Source organism: Pectinatus frisingensis (assembly GCF_014076555.1).
Classification (GTDB): domain Bacteria; phylum Bacillota; class Negativicutes; order Selenomonadales; family Selenomonadaceae; genus Pectinatus; species Pectinatus frisingensis.
This window is the reverse complement of the sequence record NZ_CP045424.1, coordinates 901027-921301: the sequence shown is the minus strand read 5'-3', so window position 1 is coordinate 921301 and position 20275 is coordinate 901027. Positions and strand designations below refer to the sequence as shown.

19 protein-coding genes are annotated in these 20275 nt (G+C 40.9%); 18 read left to right on the top strand and 1 reads right to left on the bottom strand.

Features of this window, described 5'->3' with window-relative positions; genetic code table 11:
- Window positions 1-79: 79 nt before the first annotated feature.
- The 17 genes from tsaD (at window position 80) to F8M42_RS04315 (ending at window position 18067) form a co-directional block, all read left to right on the top strand.
- Entirely contained in the window at window positions 80-1096 is a 1017-nt protein-coding gene (gene tsaD, locus F8M42_RS04395; protein ID WP_229711458.1) for a tRNA (adenosine(37)-N6)-threonylcarbamoyltransferase complex transferase subunit TsaD, read from the top strand.
- A gap of 115 nt (window positions 1097-1211) precedes the next feature.
- On the top strand, window positions 1212-2390 hold the full coding sequence (gene nirJ1 / locus F8M42_RS04390; RefSeq protein WP_182188139.1) for a putative heme d1 biosynthesis radical SAM protein NirJ1: 1179 nt from the start codon (window positions 1212-1214) through the stop codon (window positions 2388-2390).
- 51 nt (window positions 2391-2441) lie between these two features.
- Window positions 2442-3440: a putative heme d1 biosynthesis radical SAM protein NirJ2 gene (gene nirJ2, locus F8M42_RS04385; RefSeq protein ID WP_182188138.1), complete on the top strand. Its 999-nt coding sequence runs from the start codon at window positions 2442-2444 to the stop codon at window positions 3438-3440.
- 124 nt (window positions 3441-3564) lie between these two features.
- Window positions 3565-4692, top strand: a complete 1128-nt coding sequence (locus tag F8M42_RS04380; protein WP_182188137.1) for a DUF362 domain-containing protein — start codon at window positions 3565-3567, stop codon at window positions 4690-4692.
- A gap of 334 nt (window positions 4693-5026) precedes the next feature.
- The gene (locus F8M42_RS04375) at window positions 5027-6718 is read left to right on the top strand and encodes a hypothetical protein (protein ID WP_182188136.1); all 1692 of its coding nucleotides are present in this window, start codon (window positions 5027-5029) and stop codon (window positions 6716-6718) included.
- A 32-nt stretch (window positions 6719-6750) separates the two neighbouring features.
- Window positions 6751-7182, top strand: a complete 432-nt coding sequence (locus F8M42_RS04370) for a GtrA family protein (protein WP_182188135.1) — start codon at window positions 6751-6753, stop codon at window positions 7180-7182.
- A gap of 1 nt (window position 7183) precedes the next feature.
- Complete coding sequence (locus tag F8M42_RS04365) at window positions 7184-8761, top strand: NAD(P)/FAD-dependent oxidoreductase (protein ID WP_182188134.1); 1578 nt, start codon at window positions 7184-7186, stop codon at window positions 8759-8761.
- Between the two features lie 358 nt (window positions 8762-9119).
- Window positions 9120-10100 carry a Flp pilus assembly protein CpaB gene (gene cpaB, locus F8M42_RS04360; protein ID WP_182188133.1) on the top strand — a complete coding sequence of 327 codons (981 nt, stop codon included), beginning with the start codon at window positions 9120-9122 and terminating at the stop codon, window positions 10098-10100.
- A gap of 2 nt (window positions 10101-10102) precedes the next feature.
- The gene (locus F8M42_RS04355; protein ID WP_182188132.1) at window positions 10103-11533 is read left to right on the top strand and encodes a type II and III secretion system protein family protein; all 1431 of its coding nucleotides are present in this window, start codon (window positions 10103-10105) and stop codon (window positions 11531-11533) included.
- Between the two features lie 44 nt (window positions 11534-11577).
- The gene (locus F8M42_RS04350) at window positions 11578-12402 is read left to right on the top strand and encodes an AAA family ATPase (protein ID WP_182188131.1); all 825 of its coding nucleotides are present in this window, start codon (window positions 11578-11580) and stop codon (window positions 12400-12402) included.
- Window positions 12403-12413: 11 nt separating this feature from the next.
- Window positions 12414-13547, top strand: a complete 1134-nt coding sequence (locus F8M42_RS04345) for an AAA family ATPase (protein WP_182188130.1) — start codon at window positions 12414-12416, stop codon at window positions 13545-13547.
- A complete protein-coding gene (locus F8M42_RS04340) occupies window positions 13544-14500 on the top strand; it encodes a type II secretion system F family protein (protein WP_182188129.1) in 957 nt (318 codons plus the stop codon). Before F8M42_RS04345 ends, F8M42_RS04340 begins: the two co-directional genes overlap by 4 nt.
- A 47-nt stretch (window positions 14501-14547) precedes the next feature.
- Window positions 14548-14727 carry a Flp family type IVb pilin gene (locus F8M42_RS04335; protein ID WP_182188128.1) on the top strand — a complete coding sequence of 60 codons (180 nt, stop codon included), beginning with the start codon at window positions 14548-14550 and terminating at the stop codon, window positions 14725-14727.
- 71 nt (window positions 14728-14798) lie between these two features.
- Entirely contained in the window at window positions 14799-15224 is a 426-nt protein-coding gene (locus tag F8M42_RS04330) for a TadE/TadG family type IV pilus assembly protein (RefSeq protein WP_182188127.1), read from the top strand.
- A gap of 63 nt (window positions 15225-15287) precedes the next feature.
- On the top strand, window positions 15288-16679 hold the full coding sequence (locus tag F8M42_RS04325) for a CpaF family protein (RefSeq protein WP_182188126.1): 1392 nt from the start codon (window positions 15288-15290) through the stop codon (window positions 16677-16679).
- A gap of 56 nt (window positions 16680-16735) precedes the next feature.
- The gene (locus F8M42_RS04320) at window positions 16736-17686 is read left to right on the top strand and encodes a type II secretion system F family protein (RefSeq protein ID WP_182188125.1); all 951 of its coding nucleotides are present in this window, start codon (window positions 16736-16738) and stop codon (window positions 17684-17686) included.
- Window positions 17687-17713: 27 nt separating this feature from the next.
- Window positions 17714-18067, top strand: a complete 354-nt coding sequence (locus F8M42_RS04315) for a DUF192 domain-containing protein (RefSeq protein ID WP_229711456.1) — start codon at window positions 17714-17716, stop codon at window positions 18065-18067.
- On the opposite strand, the gene F8M42_RS04310 is transcribed toward F8M42_RS04315, so the two are convergent.
- On the bottom strand, window positions 18064-19275 hold the full coding sequence (locus tag F8M42_RS04310) for a TadE/TadG family type IV pilus assembly protein (RefSeq protein WP_182188123.1): 1212 nt from the start codon (window positions 19273-19275) through the stop codon (window positions 18064-18066). The genes F8M42_RS04315 and F8M42_RS04310 overlap by 4 nt on opposite strands.
- A gap of 219 nt (window positions 19276-19494) precedes the next feature.
- On the opposite strand from F8M42_RS04310, the gene F8M42_RS04305 reads away from it, so the two are divergent.
- Window positions 19495-20133: a prepilin peptidase gene (locus F8M42_RS04305; protein ID WP_182188122.1), complete on the top strand. Its 639-nt coding sequence runs from the start codon at window positions 19495-19497 to the stop codon at window positions 20131-20133.
- The last annotated feature ends 142 nt before the right edge of the window (window positions 20134-20275 follow it).

Here is a 20275-nt window from a genome sequence, read left to right as displayed (position 1 = left end):
CTTCCAAGAGCCGAATATTGCATATTTATGAATGGAAATGATTACGTGCGGCGATCCTTCATTTGTTTTAGGAGGAATTATGCTCACTTTAGGAATAGAATCAAGCTGTGATGAAACATCTATAGCCATACTTGAAGATGGCCGCAAAATTTTATCCAATATCATTTCCACTCAGATTCCAATACATCAAAAGTTTGGCGGTGTCGTACCAGAAATAGCATCACGCAAACATATCATAAATATCATGCCGGTACTCGATGAAGCTTTAAAAAAAGCCCAAGTGCAATTATCCGACATTGATCAAATAGCCGTTGCCTATGGCCCGGGGCTGGTCGGAGCTCTCCTTGTCGGTGTATCGGCGGCTAAAGCATTGGCCTTTTCTCTTGGCATTCCTCTGCTTGCCGTAAATCATCTGGAAGGTCATATATTTGCTAATTTTTTGTCACACCCTGAACTGCAGCCGCCCTTCATAGCTCTTGTAGTATCCGGTGGACACACAGCACTCGTAAACATGAAAGATTTTAATTCTTTTTCTTTAATTGGACAAACACGTGATGACGCTGCCGGTGAAGCATTTGACAAAGTTGCCCGGCTATTAGGGCTTCCCTATCCGGGCGGTCCGCAAATCGACAAACTTGCCAAGACCGGTAATCCCTCTGCTATTAACTTTCCTCATGCATTAATGGACAAACAAAACTATGAATTCAGTTTCAGCGGACTAAAATCAGCAGTCATCAACTATATTCATAATGCCGAACAAAAAAAACAATCAATAAATAAAGCCGATGTTGCTGCTTCTTTCCAACAGGCAGTCATTGACGTACTAGTATATAAAACAATTGCAGCAGCGCACGCCGCACATATGAAATCCATCGTGTTAGCCGGTGGAGTAGCTGCTAACAGCCTGTTGGAACAAAAACTCACAGCAGGCTGCCGTGAACACGACTGCAAATTTTATTTCCCCGACAAAATTCTTTGCACCGACAATGCAGCTATGATTGCCTGTCGTGGTTATTATCAATCATTACATGGTAAATACGCCGATATGAGACTCAATGCCGTTCCATATCTTGAACTAACCGATATAAATACTTAGTAGTATTTATATACCATGATTTATTTTTCAGGATTGATTTTTACGGCTCTTACTGCTATCATAAATATGAATACAATTCATATTTATGATGATAATATATAGGAGATTATACTTTATGATTAGCGTTACAAAATTATTATTTGCCACTGATTACTTTGGCGACAGCCTGCGTTACACCAAAAATGCCCGTGATGCCAAAAATGGTGTTCACGAAGGAGCCGGACCGGTAGTAGTCTGGAACTGCACCCGCACCTGCAACTTAAAATGCCGTCATTGTTATATGGATTCCAATGCAGAAAAATACAAAAATGAATTAAATACCACTGAAGCATTAAAATTCATTGATGACTTAGCTGATTTCAAAGTACCCGTCTTACTTTTTTCTGGTGGAGAACCACTGATTCGTCCTGATTTTTTGCAGCTGGCGGACTACGCTGCAAAAAAAGATATCCGACCGACACTTTCTACCAATGGCACACTTATAACCCGTGAATATGCCCGGCGTATCAAAGATATCGGCGTTGGTTATGTCGGCATTTCACTTGACGGGCTAAAAGATGTGAATGATAAATTTCGCGGCAAGGATGGCGCTTTTGCTGCTGCTATGCAGGGAATAGAAAATTGTGTTGCCGTCGGCCAGCGTGTTGGATTGCGATTTACCATAAATCAGCATAATCTGCAAGAACTGGAAAATATTTTTGACTTCATTGAACGGGAAAATATCAACCGGGTTTGTTTTTATCATCTTGTGTACTCCGGTCGCGGTACCCAGATGATGGACGAAGATGTGCTGCCGGAGCAATCACGTCAGGCAATGGATATCATAATCAAACGTACTCGTGACTTTGAACGCCGTGGGCTAAAAAAAGAGATCCTTACTGTAGACAACCACTGTGACAGTGTTTATATGTACTTGACAGCACTGCGGGAGGGCAACGAACAGCTCGCTGCCCAGATAAAGAAATACGCTTTCTACAATGGCGGCAACCGCTCCGGCATTGCCTTTGGTGAAGTTGACCCAATGGGCTATGTACATCCCGATCAATTTACCCAATATTACACTTTTGGTAATGTACGGGAAAGAAAATTTGGTGATATCTGGCAGGACACTTCCCATCCGATAATGGCCGGTCTCAAAAATCGCAAACCTTTACTTAAAGGACGCTGCCGTCATTGTCAATTTCTCGATGTCTGCAACGGTAATTTCCGCACCAGAGCAGAAGCCCGCAATAATGATTTCTGGGGTGACGATCCATCCTGTTACCTGACTGATGAAGAAATTACCGCCGATTAGCCAGGCAATAATTGCTTTTAATATCGTATAAAATCTGTAAGGAGAACATAAATGATAATTTCCTGGAATACCACCAATGCCTGCAATATGTATTGCGAACATTGTTATCGTGATGCCGGCTGCAAGGCCGATGAAGAACTAAACACCAGCGAAGCCAAAACACTGCTCGATCAAATAGCCAAAGCCAGTTTTAAAATAATGATATTCTCCGGGGGAGAGCCGTTATTGCGCCCCGATATTGTCGAGCTTGTAGCTCATGCCACCCATGTCGGCTTACGCTCAGTCTTTGGTACTAACGGAACACTTCTAACTGAACAACTAGCTCAAAAATTAAAAGATGCCGGCGCCATGGGAATGGGTATCTCACTCGATTCTATGAATAAAGAAAAACATGATAAATTCCGTAGATTCCCCGGCGGCTGGGACGGTGCCGTCCGCGGCATGCGCAACTGCCGCAAAGTTGGTCTGCCCTTTCAAATCCATACTACCATCATGGATTGGAATCAACATGAAATCGAAGCTATAACTGATTTTGCTGTGGCGGAAGGAGCTGTGGCACACCACTTCTTCTTTCTCGTACCAACGGGACGCGCTAAAACAATTGAAATCGAATCATTAAGGGCCCGTTCTTATGAAGATGTACTGACACGTATCATGAAAAAGCAGCAGGAAGTGGACATTGAACTTAAGCCGACCTGTGCTCCGCAATTTGTCCGTATTGCTGCCCAAATGGGCGTAAAAACACGCTTCCGCCGTGGCTGTCTGGCAGGAAACTCTTACTGTATAATAAGTCCGCGTGGTAAAGTCCAACCTTGTGCTTATTTGAATATGGAATTAGGCGATGTACGAAAAACCCCTTTTGATGAAATATGGAAAAACAGTCCCGTCTTGAATAAACTCCGAACATTTAATTTCAAAGGCGGCTGCGGCAAATGTGAATATAAAAAATCCTGCGGTGGTTGTCGGGCAAGAGCCGCTTACTACCACGATGGCGATTATATGGCCGAAGAACCATGGTGCCTATACCACGGCCGCGAAGGACAATATTAATATTGTCAATATCTGAAATCTCACTTGTAAACATAATTATTTTATTGTTATAATATAAAACATAGAGAAAAAGTAATAAATATATATTACTAACATGATTATTGGCGTTTAAAAGGAGTATTTTATGGAAAAATCAAAAGTTTATTTCACCGACATGCGTGTTTATCCGGGTAAACCCAATTTATTACAAAAACTGGATAAACTGCTGACTAAAGCAGGTATCCAGAACATTGATTTCCAAAATAAATTTGCCGCTATAAAAATTCATTTTGGTGAGCTTGGTAATTTATCATTTCTTCGCCCCAATTACGCTAAAGTAGTTGCCGATGCTGTAAAAAAATGTGGTGGCAAACCATTTCTTACCGACTGCAATACACTTTATGTTGGTACAAGGAAAGATGCTCTTGAACACCTTGATACCGCAAATATCAATGGGTTCAGCCCCCTGTCAACCGGCTGCCAGAATATTATTGCCGATGGCCTTAAAGGTACTGATGAAACCTACGTACCTGTACCTGACGGTGAATATGTAAAAGAAGCCAAAATCGGCCATGCCTTGATGGATGCCGATGTCGTAATCACACTTACCCATTTCAAAGGCCATGAAATGACTGGTTTCGGTGGTGCCATAAAAAACATTGGCATGGGTGGCGGCTCGCGTGCCGGTAAAATGGAAATGCACTGCGATGGCAAACCTAAGGTAGAAGAAGATAAATGTATTGGCTGTGGTATGTGCAGAAAAACATGTGCTTATGCCGCTCCGTTGATCGAAAATAAAAAATGTCATATTGATGAAGACAAATGTGTTGGCTGCGGCCGTTGTATCGGTGTATGTCCGACCAATGCCATCATTCCCACCAATTGGAATGCCGGCAAAATGGTTAATCTGAAAATGGCTGAATATGCCTGCGCTATTTTACATGATCGCCCGCAATTCCATGTCAGTCTCATTGTTGATGTATCACCAAACTGTGACTGCCATGCTGAAAATGATGCCGCTATCGTGCCCAATATTGGCATGCTGGCTTCTTTCGACCCGGTTGCTATCGATCAGGCCTGTGCCGATCTTGTCAATCAAGCTCCGGTCATCACTAATTCCATATTAGGTGAAAATGTCACAAAAGATCCTAATGAGGCACAAAAACATGACCATTTCCATAATAACCATCCCGACACGGAATGGCAGTCCTGCCTTGACCATTGTGCCAAACTTGGCATGGGAACACGCCAATATGAATTGATAAAAATTTAATTACAATATTAACGAGGCTGCCGCATAAACAACATTGACCTCATAATGTGCAATCTACACCACTGCTGCTATACGATAAGTGGATAAGAATATTGCATATTATGAATAAAAATGTTTGCATGCGGTAGCCTTTTTTATTTTATCAAGAGCAAAATATTGCCCTTAAATAAAAAATATGTTATATTTTAAATAAGTAATATCATTTATTTTATTAAATTATATTTTATTTAGGCATAAATATTAACCGAAAAGGCTTCAATTAATTACCTTTTATGCTTTTTTATCTATCAAATGATAATATTTATCATTATTCTTTATATAAGGAATGAACTCTTTGCTGAAAAAGTGTCTGACTGAAAAAAAAGAATTTAAAAAATTACTTTTTTGCTCTTCCATATTTATCGGACTGTTATTTATTCCTTACACTCTGGATAATGATATCTGGTTTCTTCTCAACAGCGGCCGTTATATATTAATACACGGTATTCCACACATGGAGCCATTTACTATCCACCAGGATTTTCATTTTGTTATGCAGCAATGGCTTAGTGCCGTTATTTTCTGGAAAGTTTATGCTTCATTTGGTCCTTACGGTTTGATAATTCTGTTACATATAGTCGATATATTCATAACTTACATATTGTTTCGCCTGTGTATGCTTGTAAGCAGCAGGAACTGGCAGATTGCCACTATTATCACCACTGTTATAGGAGTCATATTCATTCCTTTATTCATCCGTACCCGACCGCAGATTTTTTCTGGTTTACTATTGTTAATTGAAATATTTTTCTTGGAAAAATATAGCCTCACCCAGCAAAAAAAGTACCTATTGATATTGCCTTTTCTCTCTGTACTGTTAATTAATCTGCATGCAGCCTTATGGCCAATGCTTTTTGTATTGATGCTGCCATTTATTGCCGATGCTTTATTAGGAAAATTACGCAGATTAAAACAGCATTTTCCCCATTCTACCATGCACTTCCCGCTCAGTCCGCTGCTGATCTGCCTATGTGTCTCTTTTGCAGTCGGTTTTTGCAATCCATATGGCTGGGAAAGTATGAGTTACCTGTCACGTTCCTACGGCTACTCTGAAATCAACTTATTGGTAAGCGAAATGCATCCCGTTGTTATCACCAGTTTATTGGGTAAACTTCTCTTCCCAATGTTGTTATATATCACAATAGTTTATGCACGAAAAATACCACCACTGCGCTATATTCTGCTGACAGGCGGAACCGCCTGCATGGCCTTATCGGCAAATCGCAGTGTATTCCTGTTATTTTTACTGGGTGTTTTTCCCCTTGCGTATGTTTTCAAAAATTACAAACTGTTAACTTTTGATACACCTTATATTACTCCTGCTTATAAAGCATCTTATCGACTGCGCTGCGGACTGATTACCTTACTGCTGTTCACCATGTCTTTTATTTTCTATAAGCAATGGACTATATTGCTGTCAAAGCTGTTTGCTTTACCCATGGCAGCCGATATTATACTGCTTACTGCCGGCTTACTTTTTTCCATTGAATTTTTCCGTTTCCTAAAAAAGTCTCATCGGCAGCTTTCCTTTGAACTGATTACCAGACAAATCGCTTATTTTATCTTATTACTTGTTTTCACGATATTTATCATCCATGAAAATGATCATTACCAAAATCCGGATTTTGTCTCTGAAACCGAACCTGCTGTAAACTGTTTGCTGCAGGATGCATCTACTGATGATATCAGACTTTGGACCAACTATAACACCGGCAATTATGCTGAGTACAAGGGTATACGCTGCTATCTGGATACCCGTGCCGATGTTTTCCTGCCGCGCAACAACTGGCAAACGGATATCCTGCACGAATATTTCCAACTCGAAACTTCCCATATATATTATAAAGATTTTATCAAGCACTATCACTTCACGCATTTTCTAACTTATCACGATGACGCATTGTACACTGACCTATACAATGACCCTGCCTATAAACTGATTTATTCTGACAAAAACTACCGCCTCTATAAATCAGTCACACCTTGATACTCATTACATTTTATTTGGTGGTGAAACTTATGGCGGTATCGACTGCTGATTTGGCAAAAAAATCTTCTGTCATCCATGAATTAATTTATTACATCTTAGCAGGTGGTATTTCCTTTTTACTGGATTTTTCCCTGCTTTATATTCTTACTACCTTTTTCAATTTTTACTATTGGATTTCTGCCGTTTTTGCTTTTATAGCCGGTTTGATTTTAAACTATATGCTTAGTGTGCACTTTATTTTCACCGATCATATTTTAAACAACCGCCCTGCCGAATTTTCTATTTTTACTTTAATTGGAATAGTCGGACTGGGATTTAATGAACTTTTCATTTGGTTTTTCACTGCTGTCTGTAATAATTATTATCTTATTTCTAAAATTTACACAGCCATAATAGTATTTTTTTGGAACTTTGGCAGCAGAAAACTATTATTATTCCGAAAAAAAACTGGAGACAATTAGGATGAAAAAAACTGCTATCATTATTGGTGCCGGTCCGGCCGGATTAACTGCAGCTTATGAATTATTGAAAAATACCGACATCACTCCCATAATATTCGAATCTTCCGACAGTGTCGGTGGACTTTCCCGAACAATAAATTACAAAGGCAACCGCATGGATATCGGCGGACACCGCTTTTTTTCCAAATCCGAAATAATTAATAAATGGTGGACAGACATACTACCGCTGCAGACAAAAAAAAACCGTGGTTATAATTTTACCGGACAATCTGCCGAATTGCCTGATAATCAAAACTTTCCTGTTGACCCAGAACAAACCGATAATGTCATGCTTGTGCGCTCTCGCCTATCCCGCATCTTCTTTTTAAAAAAATTCTTTGATTATCCATTGAGTATTAAATGGCGTACCTTTGCCAATCTGGGACTATCACGTACCATAAAAATCATTTTAAGTTATTTATATATTTCGCTGTTCCCCATTAAATCGGTAAAAACCCTGGAAGATTTTTTTATCAATCACTTTGGTCGGGAATTATACAATACTTTTTTCAAAGACTACACAGAAAAAGTCTGGGGTCTACCCTGCTGTAAAATACGCCCGGACTGGGGGGTACAGCGTGTAAAGGGACTATCCATTTGGAAACTCATTAAACATGCCCTGCAGAATCTTTTCGTCAACAACTATTCCCTGACACAAAAAAATATTGAAACCTCTCTCATCGAACAATTCATGTATCCTAAATACGGTCCCGGCCAGCTGTGGGAAGAAGTCGCTGCAAAAATTACCCAGCACGGCGGTATAATAAAACTGCGCTGCCCAGTAAAAAAATTATCTTGGAATTCTAATAAAATTAATGGCGTCTGGATAAAAAATACTATTGAACATAAAACTACTTTTTATTCAGCTGATTTTTTCTTGTCATCCATGCCCATCCGTGATCTTATCAAAGCAATGCCGCCAGCTGTTCCCCCGATAGTCACCGCTGTTGCTGCCGGTCTTATATACCGCGACTTTATAACAGTAGGTTTACTGTGCAAAAAAATAAAACTAAAAAATAAAACCAAACTTAAAACCCGACACGGTCTTATTCCTGACAATTGGATTTATATCCAGGAAAAATCAGTAAAACTCGGTCGATTGCAAATATTTAATAATTGGAGTCCCTATTTGGTGAATGATGACACCAATATTTGGCTGGGGTTGGAATACTTTTGCACTGAAGGTGATGAACTATGGTCAAAAACAAAAACAGATTTTACCACTTTTGCCATCAAAGAATTAGAAAAAATTGCCATAGTAAATAGCGATGACATATTAGACAGCATCGTGGTCAAAGTTCCCAAAGCTTATCCGGCATATTTTGGAACTTATGATAAATTACCGATAATCCGTGAATTTATTGACAAATTCAATAACCTGTATTTAATAGGCAGAAACGGTATGCATCGCTATAACAATATGGACCATTCAATGTTAACCGCCATGGCTGCCGTTAAAAATATTACCCATAATATTTCTGACAAGACCAATATTTGGTCAATAAATGCCGACCAGTGTTATCAAGAGGACCAAAGTTAGGCATTCATAAAATACACAAAATCAAACAAAAATTGCTTTTTTATAAAATTGTTTTTTTTCTGTAAAAATATTGCCTATCACAAAAAGATATGTTATATTTAAAATAAATAATGTTTTAAATATAAATAAGATATTATTTTTATTTAATTAAACAGGTCATTATATTAAATGGTCGATTATCCGATATTTTAAAACTTAATAAATTATGGTGGGTGGTAGGGATGCAATAATGTATTTTTTTAATATATTTTTATTGCATCCCTGCGCCCTTTTTTAGTACGCAAAAATAATTATTATGTATTTACATTTACATAGAAATCCGGAGTGTCTATCATAAAACAATTAAGGAATGATTTTATTGCGATTTTTTAAATTATTTGATGGTCTTACATCAAAGATGGAAAAACTGTCACAACGTCAGCTTATCATTGCAGCTTTGGCCATTAGCATATTGTTTACCGTAATATTGTATGTTTACCTGTCCACAGCTTCCCGTAATACCGCCAAGCAAAAATCAGACAATATGACTTCCGTTGTCGTTGCCGTCAAAGACATCCCCGCCCGTACGGCAATAGCTGATGACATGGTGAAAGTCATCACGGTCCCCAAAGATGTTCTGCCCGTGCAGTTCATAAATGATACACATGACGTCATCGGTAAAGTTTCACAAGTACCCATAATGGCTGGAGACATGATCACCGTACCCAAATTATTTTCAGATATAAGATCATCGGGATTCACCGGAACTATCCCGGCTGATTGTCGGGCAATTTCGTTAAAAATATCCGATGTAACCGGCATATCCGGATTTGCTAAGCCAGGTGATTATGTTGATGTGATCTTGGTTTCCGGAAAAAATAATAAAAATGAATTAACCGGCAGGATACTGCTGCAGAATATTTTACTTCTGGGTATCAATAAATCATTTGAACAAGCCGATTCTACTAATGGAAATGATGACAAAACACCCGCCAAAGCAGCCGATACTAAAGCCAAGGAATCACCTGCTACCGCTACCTTAGCTGTACAGCCGGCCGATGCCTTAAAGCTTGCCGTCGCCCAATCTGAAGGTACCGTTTTCTTAGAATTACGGCCGCTCAATCCACGTGATTATTTCGTTCCTGACATCGACTATACCGTTTTCCAATACAGCGAACCTGCCGCCAATAATATGCCAACTGCCGGTGCGCCGGCTAATTTGCCTTTACCTGCTTATTCACCGCCAATACCGCAGCAGGCATCCGCATCAACTGCCGTACAACAGTCATCAGGAAGCTTATCCAACAGTAGCACAATTACCGTCATCCGCGGTACCAAGCAAGATGAAGAGGGGCAATAATAATGCAAATACAACTTTCTTTTTGGAAAAAAACAGCAATAATTTGTTTACTTTTCACTACTTTTATTAATGTCCGTGTTTTCGCTGATGCACCTCCGACACCACTGACTGTTGAAATCAGCCAATATTATCCGCTTGATACCGGAGGCACCATAACCAAAGTAGCAATTGCCGATCCTGCAATTGCCGATATAGCAATAATAACCTCAAACAAAATTGTCATCGTCGCAAAAAAAGTCGGATCGACAACCTTATTAATAAAAACATCAGACGGTATGCAGCAAAACTTTTCCGTAAATGTAACAGCCAATAATTCCGCCCTGGTAACTGCCATAAAAAATGTACTGGGCAGTGACGTTAATATATATGCACAAAAATCCGGTGATAACATTTTGCTGCGCGGCACGGTCAAGAACCAATATGAGCGGGACACTGCCGAAAAAATTGCCAATCTGTACGGCAGCAAAGTCGTAAACATGATACAGATGTCCGCTCCCTCCCAGGTCCGTATTGAAGCCCAAATCGTAGAAATTTCTGCCAATAATGAACGGGATCTCGGTTTTCTCTATTCCAACCCTTCTTCGATAACTGTCAACAGTAATGGCAGCACCACTGTTACCATGGGCACTACCGGTAGTTTTTCCATCGGTCAATCTTTCAACCGCAGCTATGCCGACCTGAATGCCACTTTGCAGGCCTTGGAACAAAAAGGCCTTGCCAAGATACTTTCAAAACCCAATATTACAACTTTGAGCGGTGAAAAAGCCAGTATCCTGATTGGTGGTAAAATTCCAATACCTACCAGTAACAATAATGGAGATATCAGTATTGAATGGCGCGACTATGGTATCAAACTCGATATTGACCCTATTGTAGACAATAGCAATAATATCACCGCTAAAATAAAAGCCGAAGTCAGTACACTTGATTATGCCCACCAATTAAAGAACAATAATTTTCTCATTCCTGCCCTGGCATCACGTGAAGCCTCCACCGATGTCACCGTGAAGTCCGGCGGCACTATGGCGATAGGCGGATTATTAAACTCTGAGGAAAGCAAAACCATTACTAAAGTACCGCTTTTGGGAGATATTCCCATAATCGGTGAATTCTTTAAACACTCGGCCAAAACACGTGATAAACGCGAGCTTATCATTTTAATAACACCTGTGCTGGTCGACCAAAATACCCCGGTAAATATGACCCAGGATTTAGAAAATCTCTACAAAGATAAACAAATTGACCAGCGCCGGGAAACAGTCATAACCGAAGGCTCTGCGATAAATAAGCACACCGACGATGCTCTGTCTGGACAGTCCCATACGTCGGAAACAGACGAACCCTCCTCTGTTCAACCCAAAGCTTCGGATAAACCTGCAAATATCAAGCTATCAGGAATACTCAATAAACCGGTTACCGCACAAATAAAATGAACTTGGTTTATTGACGGCTGCAAGCTAAAGGAGGCACAGCATAAATGGAAAATGACCAGCCAAACGGCAAGATAATAACATTATTCAGCACAGCCTCGGCTGTCGGCAAAACCTTCTTAGCCGTTAACATGGCAGCAGGTCTTGCCGCTTCCGGTTATAAAGTATGCCTTATCGACCTTGATCTTCAGTTTGGTGATGTTGCTTATTATCTCCATCTTAAACCCAGGCACAACCTGTTTGATCTGGTAACACAACTGCAAAAAACGGCTGTACCTTCAGATATTAACCTCTTCGATTATTTAACTCCCTACATACACGATGATCTGCAATTTTTTACACTGCTGCCGCCCGACAAACTGGAACAAGCCTGCAATATTTTCACTGCCGGCATCAATCGCTGCCTTAATGAATTGCAAACATGTTTTGACTACCTTATAGTCGATACAACTTCGGCATTCAGTGAAATAAATCTGTCAGTAATGGATATGAGCACCATCATAGCTTTCATCGGCATCGTTGATTTCATACCGACAATAAAAAATATGAAAATCGGCTATGATACCATGCACAGCATCGGTTATGACAACCAGAAAATACATCTGATACTGAACCGCAGCGACTCCAAAACCAATATTGAGCTCAATGACGTCCGGCAGCTTCTGAAAGATGATTTTTATCATATCATCCCAAATAATTTCCAGCAGGCACAAAACTCATTACGCAGCGGTATTCCGCTTCTGGCATCCGATAAAAGCAGTGATCTTGGCAAGAGTATCCGTCAGCTGATTAATAAATGCACCGACCAGCGGCCATCTCCTACTAAAAACGACAGCAGCCTGCACGGTTGGATGAAACACTTATTTAACTGAAAGGAGTCAACATGATTTCGTACCGTGTCATTTTAATTGAAGAAAAATCTCTGATGCTTGAACGTCTTTCCAGTGTCGTACGCAATGCCAGGAACTTTGATCTGATGGCACGTTATACATCCCCCCAGGAAGCATTGGATCAGTCTGCCGTATTTGATCCCAGTTTGATCATTTTAGACACTGATGCCGATGGAAATATATCCTATATCCCCATTATCCGCAAACAATTTCCTGCCGCCTCCCTATTGTGCTGCGGTGCCCATTGGAATGCCCAGGATGCCAGCCAAATGGTTCATGCCGGTGCCATTGGATATATTATCAAACCTTTTTCCGGCAGCGAGCTCACTAAAGCTGTTGAAAGTTTTAATGTAAATAACGTTGGAGCCTACTCTGAAGTAACAGCCTTTTTCAGTCCTAAAGGCAAAAGCGGCAAAACAACACTGATTGCCAATCTGGCACTAAGTCTGGCCCGTAAAACCAATGAAAAAGTGGGCATCATCGACGCCGATCTGCAGTTTGGCGATATGGCCGTTTTCTTCAACCTTAAACCGCAAAGCACGATTGTGGAAGCAGTCCGTGACATCAAATTTTTATCACCGAGTACATTGAATTCCTATTTCATACCCATTAATAAAAATATTTCCTTATTATGCGGTACCAAACGCCCCGAATTTGCCGAACATGTTACCATGCAGCCTTTTTCTGAAATGATACGCATGGCCCGCCATCTTTTCCGTTACATACTTATAGACTTACCGCCGGCCTTCAACCCCATTTCCATAACTGCCGCCGAATCAGCCGACAAGACTTATATAGTCGCTATGAATAACGGCGGCACCGAACTGCAGCATATGCAGCGCGCCTTGACGATATTTCACGATGCCTGGCCGGATAATTTCCAAAAACGGCTCCATATTGCTTTTACCCGGCTGCCGATTACTTCCAGTGTCAAGGGATATATTGAAAATGTTCTGCACCGACCGCTCGATGCCGCTATTCCCAATGAATATGCGTTAGTATCGGCTGCCGCCAACAACGGACGTATGGCCGTTGACCTTGCTCCCGACTCGGAATTTGCCGCCAGCATCGACCGGCTTGCCGATGTCATGCGCGGTCAGTCGGATCTCAGGTGGGAAACATTATGATGATAGCTTTATTATGTGGTTTTTTACTGTTTTTTCTATTATATATTTTAATTATCTGCCTGTTTTACAAACGAACCAAAGTCTCCCGGCATTTACTTAATTATGTTGCCGGCAGTGCACCACAGCCAGATGTCCGGCAAGACCAAACATGGCGTCAGAGTTTTTTGGCCTTCATCCGCGCCATTGCTAAACTGCTAGAACAAATTCGCCACTATGCGGATCTTGACCGCAAAATGCAGCAGGCCGGACTCCCTATACTGGGATCTGAATTTATAGTAATAACGGTTCTATTAAGTTTGATTGCCGGCATTATTGCCTTCAGCCTGATTTTAAAAGGAACAGCAGCTTTACTGACAGCGCTGCTGACGGCTATCTTTTGCCGTTTATACATAAACATAATCATCGCTCGCAGAAAACAAGCTTTTACCAACCAGCTTGGTGATATGCTGTCGATGGTCGCCGACTCAATGCGGGCCGGGTTCAGTTTTATTCAGTCAATAGATCTGGCCGCCCGGGAAATGGGTGCACCGATTGGCGATGAATTCACCCGGTTAATGGCAGAAACCCGCATGGGGTCTTCCATGGAACAAGCTCTCCAATCGATGGCCCGACGCGTCGACAGCCGCGACTTCGACCTGATAGTTGCCGCCGTTTTGATTCAAAGACAGGTTGGCGGCAATTTAGCCTATATTTTTGATACTATCAGCGGCACTATCAATGCCCGTATTCGTATGAAACGGGAAGTTAAAACTTTAACGGCACAAGGCCGCTTGTCGGGCTGGATACTTGCCGCACTGCCCATTGCCTTATCTTTGCTTCTTTCCATTATCAATCCCAATTATCTGGAACCACTCATTACCGATCCCACCGGCCGAATGGCTATTGGTGCCGCCGTCATAATGGAAATAATCGGTTTTATAATCATCCAGCGGCTTGTTGATATCGATGTTTAAGCTATATGCTTTCACATATATATTTATATTCTTAAGGAGGAGTTTATATGCTAGCAATAATCAATTACTTAAAGTTTCATTATTCAAACGAAAAAGGCCAGGGGATCGTCGAATATGCCTTAATTCTGGCAGCTGTTGTAGTATTGGCCGGATTTTTAGGTTCAAAAGGGGCACTTGGCCAAGCTGTACAAGAAACATTTAATAACGTCATTGGCGCTTTAAAGTAATCATCTAGCTTAGTTTACATAAAAGGTCTTCTAATGAAGACCTTTTATGTACTTTTTAGGAGAATAACATTATGAAACGACAGCAGACAGGTCAGGCAATCGTCGAATTTGCCTTAGTATTGCCCATATTAACCATGTTATTGCTGGCAATAATCTATCTCAGTATGGTATTTGCCGATTATCTTACCTTATCTTCCATCGCCCGTGACAGTGCCCGCTATGCCGCGGTCGCAGCCGACAGCACTACTACCGGCGAACAGATACGCACTAAATACAATCAAAACAATAACCCTTCATTGATATCATCCATTTATACATGGAACCAGAACGATGCCAATGATTTCAATATTGCCGTCAACCAGTCTGACGGTGATCCGGATAACACCTATGTTCTTGTCAACCTGCGGGCAACTGCTGCCAATACGGCTGTTTACGGCAATATACTAACGTTGCCTTCCGAGCTTAAAGTATCCTGCAAAATGCATCAGGAAAAATAATACTAAATACGACAATTGCGCAGTCTGCAAGCTGCTTTACATACTATTTTGGGAGTGTTCATTATGTCATTGCTTGAGCGGCTCGGCCGATCAAATGGAATCAACGAAACCAAACAGATTTTTGGTGACCGTACAACCGATAATTCAACAAATAACTATCAAAAAATCAAACTGGAAATACATCGCCGCATCGTAGATGAGATGACTACCAGTCACGACCAGCTTCTCAACAGCAATTTTCACGATGAATCGCAGAAAGAAGAACTTGAAGGTATAATCACAACTTACTGCCAGCAGGTCCTTACCGAACAGCCATTTCTCCTGCCGCGATCTGAGCAGGTTTCTCTGGTAACCGATATCCGTAATGAGATTCTCGGCCTTGGGCCTATCGAACCGCTGCTGAAAGATGATTCCATAACGGAAATAATGATCAACGGTCCTCATTCAGTATTTGTGGAACGTTTGGGCAAGCTGCATCTGACCAATGTCAGTTTTCAAAGTGACGAGCACCTGATGCACATTATTGAGCGTATCCTCACTCCCATAGGACGCCGTCTCGATGAATCTTCACCGCTGGTTGATGCCCGCTTGGAAGATGGCTCCCGTGTGAATATAATCATCCCGCCGCTTTCACTTGTCGGTCCTTGTGTAACAATCCGCAAGTTTTCCCATAAACCGCTGACAATAGAAAACCTCGTTGATTTTGGTACGCTTGACCGTAACATGGCAGCCTTTCTGCGAGCCTGTGTTAAAGCACGGCTCAATATTCTTGTATCAGGCGGCACCGGTTCAGGAAAGACCAGCACACTTAATGTGATATCATCGTTCATCCCTGAAGATGAACGCATCGTCACCATTGAAGATGCCGCCGAGCTTAAACTGCAGCAGACTCATGTGGTCACTTTGGAAGCGCGTCCCGCCAATATTGAAGGCACCGGTGCCATTACCATCCGTGATCTTGTACGCAATGCCCTGCGTATGCGTCCCGATCGCATTATAGTAGGGGAAGTCCGCTCCGGTGAAGCACTCGATATGCTGCAGGCAATGAATACCGGCCATGACGGATCTCTTACTACAGCACACGCCAATAATCCGCGCGATGCGTTGAGCCGTCTGGAAACTATGGTGCTCATGTCCGGCATGGAACTGCCGGTGCGGGCCATCCGTGAACAGATTTCTTCAGCAATCGACCTCATCCTGCACCAGTCACGTATCCGTGACGGCAGCCGCAAAATAACCTATATTACTGAAGTACAGCATATGGAAGGCGATACCATCACTTTACAGGACATTTTCCAATACGTCCAGACCGGCTATGATGAAAAAGGCAAAGCACTCGGTTACTTCACTGCAACCGGGGTACAGCCTTCCTTCATCGAAAAGTTCCGCATCAACGGGATTGATCTGCCGCCCGAGCTTTTCAGCATCAACAATATTCCTGAAACTTCCCTATAAATTCTCATGTCAGCATTAAATCTGCTTGTATAATAGATTAAACTAGGTGATATCAAATGAAATTTTTATTAATAGCCGGTGGCTGTGGTGCCATAATCTTTACTATTCTTTATTTGTTCATATCAACCATGCTGAAAAAAAAGGAATTCGTACAGGAACGTCTGCAGTCCATCAATAAATATCCCGACAAATTCGCCGACAATACCAGCAATACCGCGGCAGCAAATCCTGAAGGGGACACTTCACTGACACAGCGTGTTTTTTTACCGTTATACCATAATATTGAACGGCATTTACTGGCTTTTGCTCCCCATGCAATAAGGCAAAGTCTTGCCCAACGCATTATCTATGCCGGTAAGCAAAACATTTGGAGTGTAAATGCCGTTGCCACAGCTTGGGTACTTTCTATGGGGACAGGATTCTTATTGGCCTTTCTATATGTTTCTCATACCGGTACTTTTACATTTGCCCAGCGCATTATAATTTTACTGCTGGGACTGTCTGTGGGTGCATTGCTGCCATTTTCTGCCTTGAATACCATAATCCGGCGCCGACAAAAACTTATCCTGCACCAGCTGCCCGAAGTACTTGATTTGTTATGTGTAAGTGTACAGGCCGGGCTGTCATTTGACGCGTCACTAATGAAAATAACCACTCAAATGACCGGTCCTTATATTGATGAATGTGAAAAAATGCTCCGTGACGTGCGCATGGGCATGACCAGACGCACTGCTCTGCAGAACTTGTCGAAACGCTGCAATCTCCAGGAAGTCCATTTATTTACGACAGCCGTTATTCAATCAGAAAAACTCGGCACCAGTATGAGCAAGACACTGCTGGCACAGGCAGATAATACTCGTGAACGGCGCATGCAGTCAGCTAAGGCAGCCGCTTTAAAAGCACCGATAAAGATACTTTTCCCCTTGATATTATTTATTTTTCCCGCATTATTTGTCATTGTCCTGATGCCGTCACTGCTGGTGTTTATAAAATCAATGCATCCATGACTTTCTATAGAAAAAGGAATGACCGCTTTGAAATATTTTATTGTGCAGAACAAAAAGTATCCGCCGCTTCGAATCGAAGCAGCGGATACTTTTCTTAAACGTCTTATCGGTCTGATGGGCAGAAAAAAACTGCCACCGGATCAAGGTATGCTGTTATCACCATGCAACAGCATCCATATGTTATTCATGCGCTTTGCCATCGACGCCGTATACCTCGATAGGGATAACCGTATCATTAGAATTGTCCGGCACCTGCAGCCATGGCTGGGTATCAGTCTGTGTTTCAGAGCCCATGCCGTACTGGAAGTAACTGCCGGCACAGCTCAATTATCGGGGTACCATGTCGGTCTTCAACTCTTAAAAAAAGAATCCTTTGATTAATCGTCATCATCCACCAAGCGTGCCGTACCGCTGCCGGTAAAGGTATCATTGGAATCGGGACCCGTATATGAACCCTGTACCTGTGAAGAAAAATTATTACAATAGATACTGCCATGGAATTTAGCCGCATTTTCATTCACCAGTACGTCAGCATTCGGTGCATAAATCACGCCGCGCAATTCTGGACTGCCCGGTCCCGGATTATAATGAAAAGTTGTACCCATATAATAAATGATAAGCGGCCTTACAGTATCATGATTGACGTGTAAATTTATTGTTCCCGTTTCATTTTCACTTTTTCCGTAAATTATAAATATCGGTTTATTTTTTAACGCCGGATCATCAGATCCTATCAGTGCTTTGTCGATTATAATGTCAATATTGGGCGAATTGATTGAGATTATATTGCCTTTTAAATCGTCCGTATAAACTGTCTGTTCATTGGTTATCGTTTGATCTGCACTTTGTTTCAGTGTATCAAAGGCATATGGCGTGCCGTCCAGCTTTGGCATTTCACCGGGAACGGGTGTATTTGTCTTTAACTGATCTGATGAAACAAAACCACCCGGTGATGAATAAACATTTTTGCTATTGTTATCATTTTTCCCCGTTGCATTATAGTTTTCACTCTTTGCCGAATCAGGATCCGGACCGGCATAGTAAAGTTTTCCGTCGAAAGTAGTCTGATTATTACCATTTTGATATCCCTGGTTAACCTGCATTTCATATTTATAAGTAATCAATCCGTCAAATAATGAGGAACCGGTGATTTTAGCCACCGCTGTCACCGCTATCGGCATGGAATCATATTGACCGCCATTATTAAAAAGTTTGAGTATTTTTATAAAATAAGTCGGTACCGTATCGTCAAGCACCAATTTAAGCTTTATTATACCGTCTTTACTAGTAATTATCGGGTAGGAACTGCCACGGGCCGTCGGATTTTCATAACCACGGTTTCCATTGATGCTCTTCATATCATCAATATATTTTTGGGCAGTTGTCTGAGCATCTGCTTCACTACTGGTTTTACTGTATTTATCGGCAGCTGCCAGCACTGCGGCATCAGCCATATTTTGCAGCTGCTGTCTATGAAAATAAGCATTGCCAAAATCGACAGCCAGTCCTGTAAAAACCAATAAAATAGGAATTGCAAGTGCAAATATTACGGCTACTGCACCTTTTTGCCTATTCTGACCCATTTTCATTTTAACACTTCCCTATCCATTATTATTACTGCTATTAGTATAGCATATATCTTATTTATATAAAAGTATATCTTATTTAGAATAAATAAACACATTATAATTTTCTTGATTTATTTTTTATATTCTAACCATAAAAATACCAATTCGCTGAATCAACCGGATAAACCTAGACTTTCCCCACAAATCACTTTAAAACAATATCTGTAAGGAGTCATTTCGATGTATTTTTTGATTATTGCCCAAATTCCCCTATTTTTCTGGTTGTCATATCTGATGGCATTCCTTAGCTCAATATGGATAGATACGCTTTATCGAAAAAATTGTGCAATATTGTCATTTCCTGATAGACAGTTTGAACGTGCTAAATTCAGACAGATACTTTTAACTATCGCTTTTACAACACTATTTTGTTATCTTTCACAAATGACCTCAATAGTTATTTTTACACTGCGTTTTATCGTTGCCGCTTTTTTGCTGCTTATAATTTGCACCGACTTCGAGCAACAGGTTATTTTCGATAAAATGCTGCTTTATTTTGCTTGTTTTTCCTTATTACCAATTTTTTTTCAATTATCTAATGCCATAGACTGTGTGATTGCTGCTTTTGGCGGTGGGCTTTGTTTTTTCCTGTTGTCCGTTTTGACCCACGGCGGTATCGGCGGCGGTGATATTAAACTGATCTTTACATTGGGATTATGGCTGGGAATCATTAACTTAATCTTAGTTATTCTTATCGGTTTTTCATTAGGAGGTATTGCCGCCATTTTTTTATGTCTGGCAAGACAAAAAAATCGCAAAGCTTATTTTGCTTATGGCCCCTACTTTGCCCTGCCAGCATTATTATTTTATATTTTATAATTTTTTTCACAAAATTATATTTTCTCACTGTCTAATTTAAATGATTTATTTTTATCGAAACATTTAGTATAATAATATATGTTACTAAATTAACAAATTTTTCTTATAATTAAACGTTATTCATATATTATATATTGTTTAT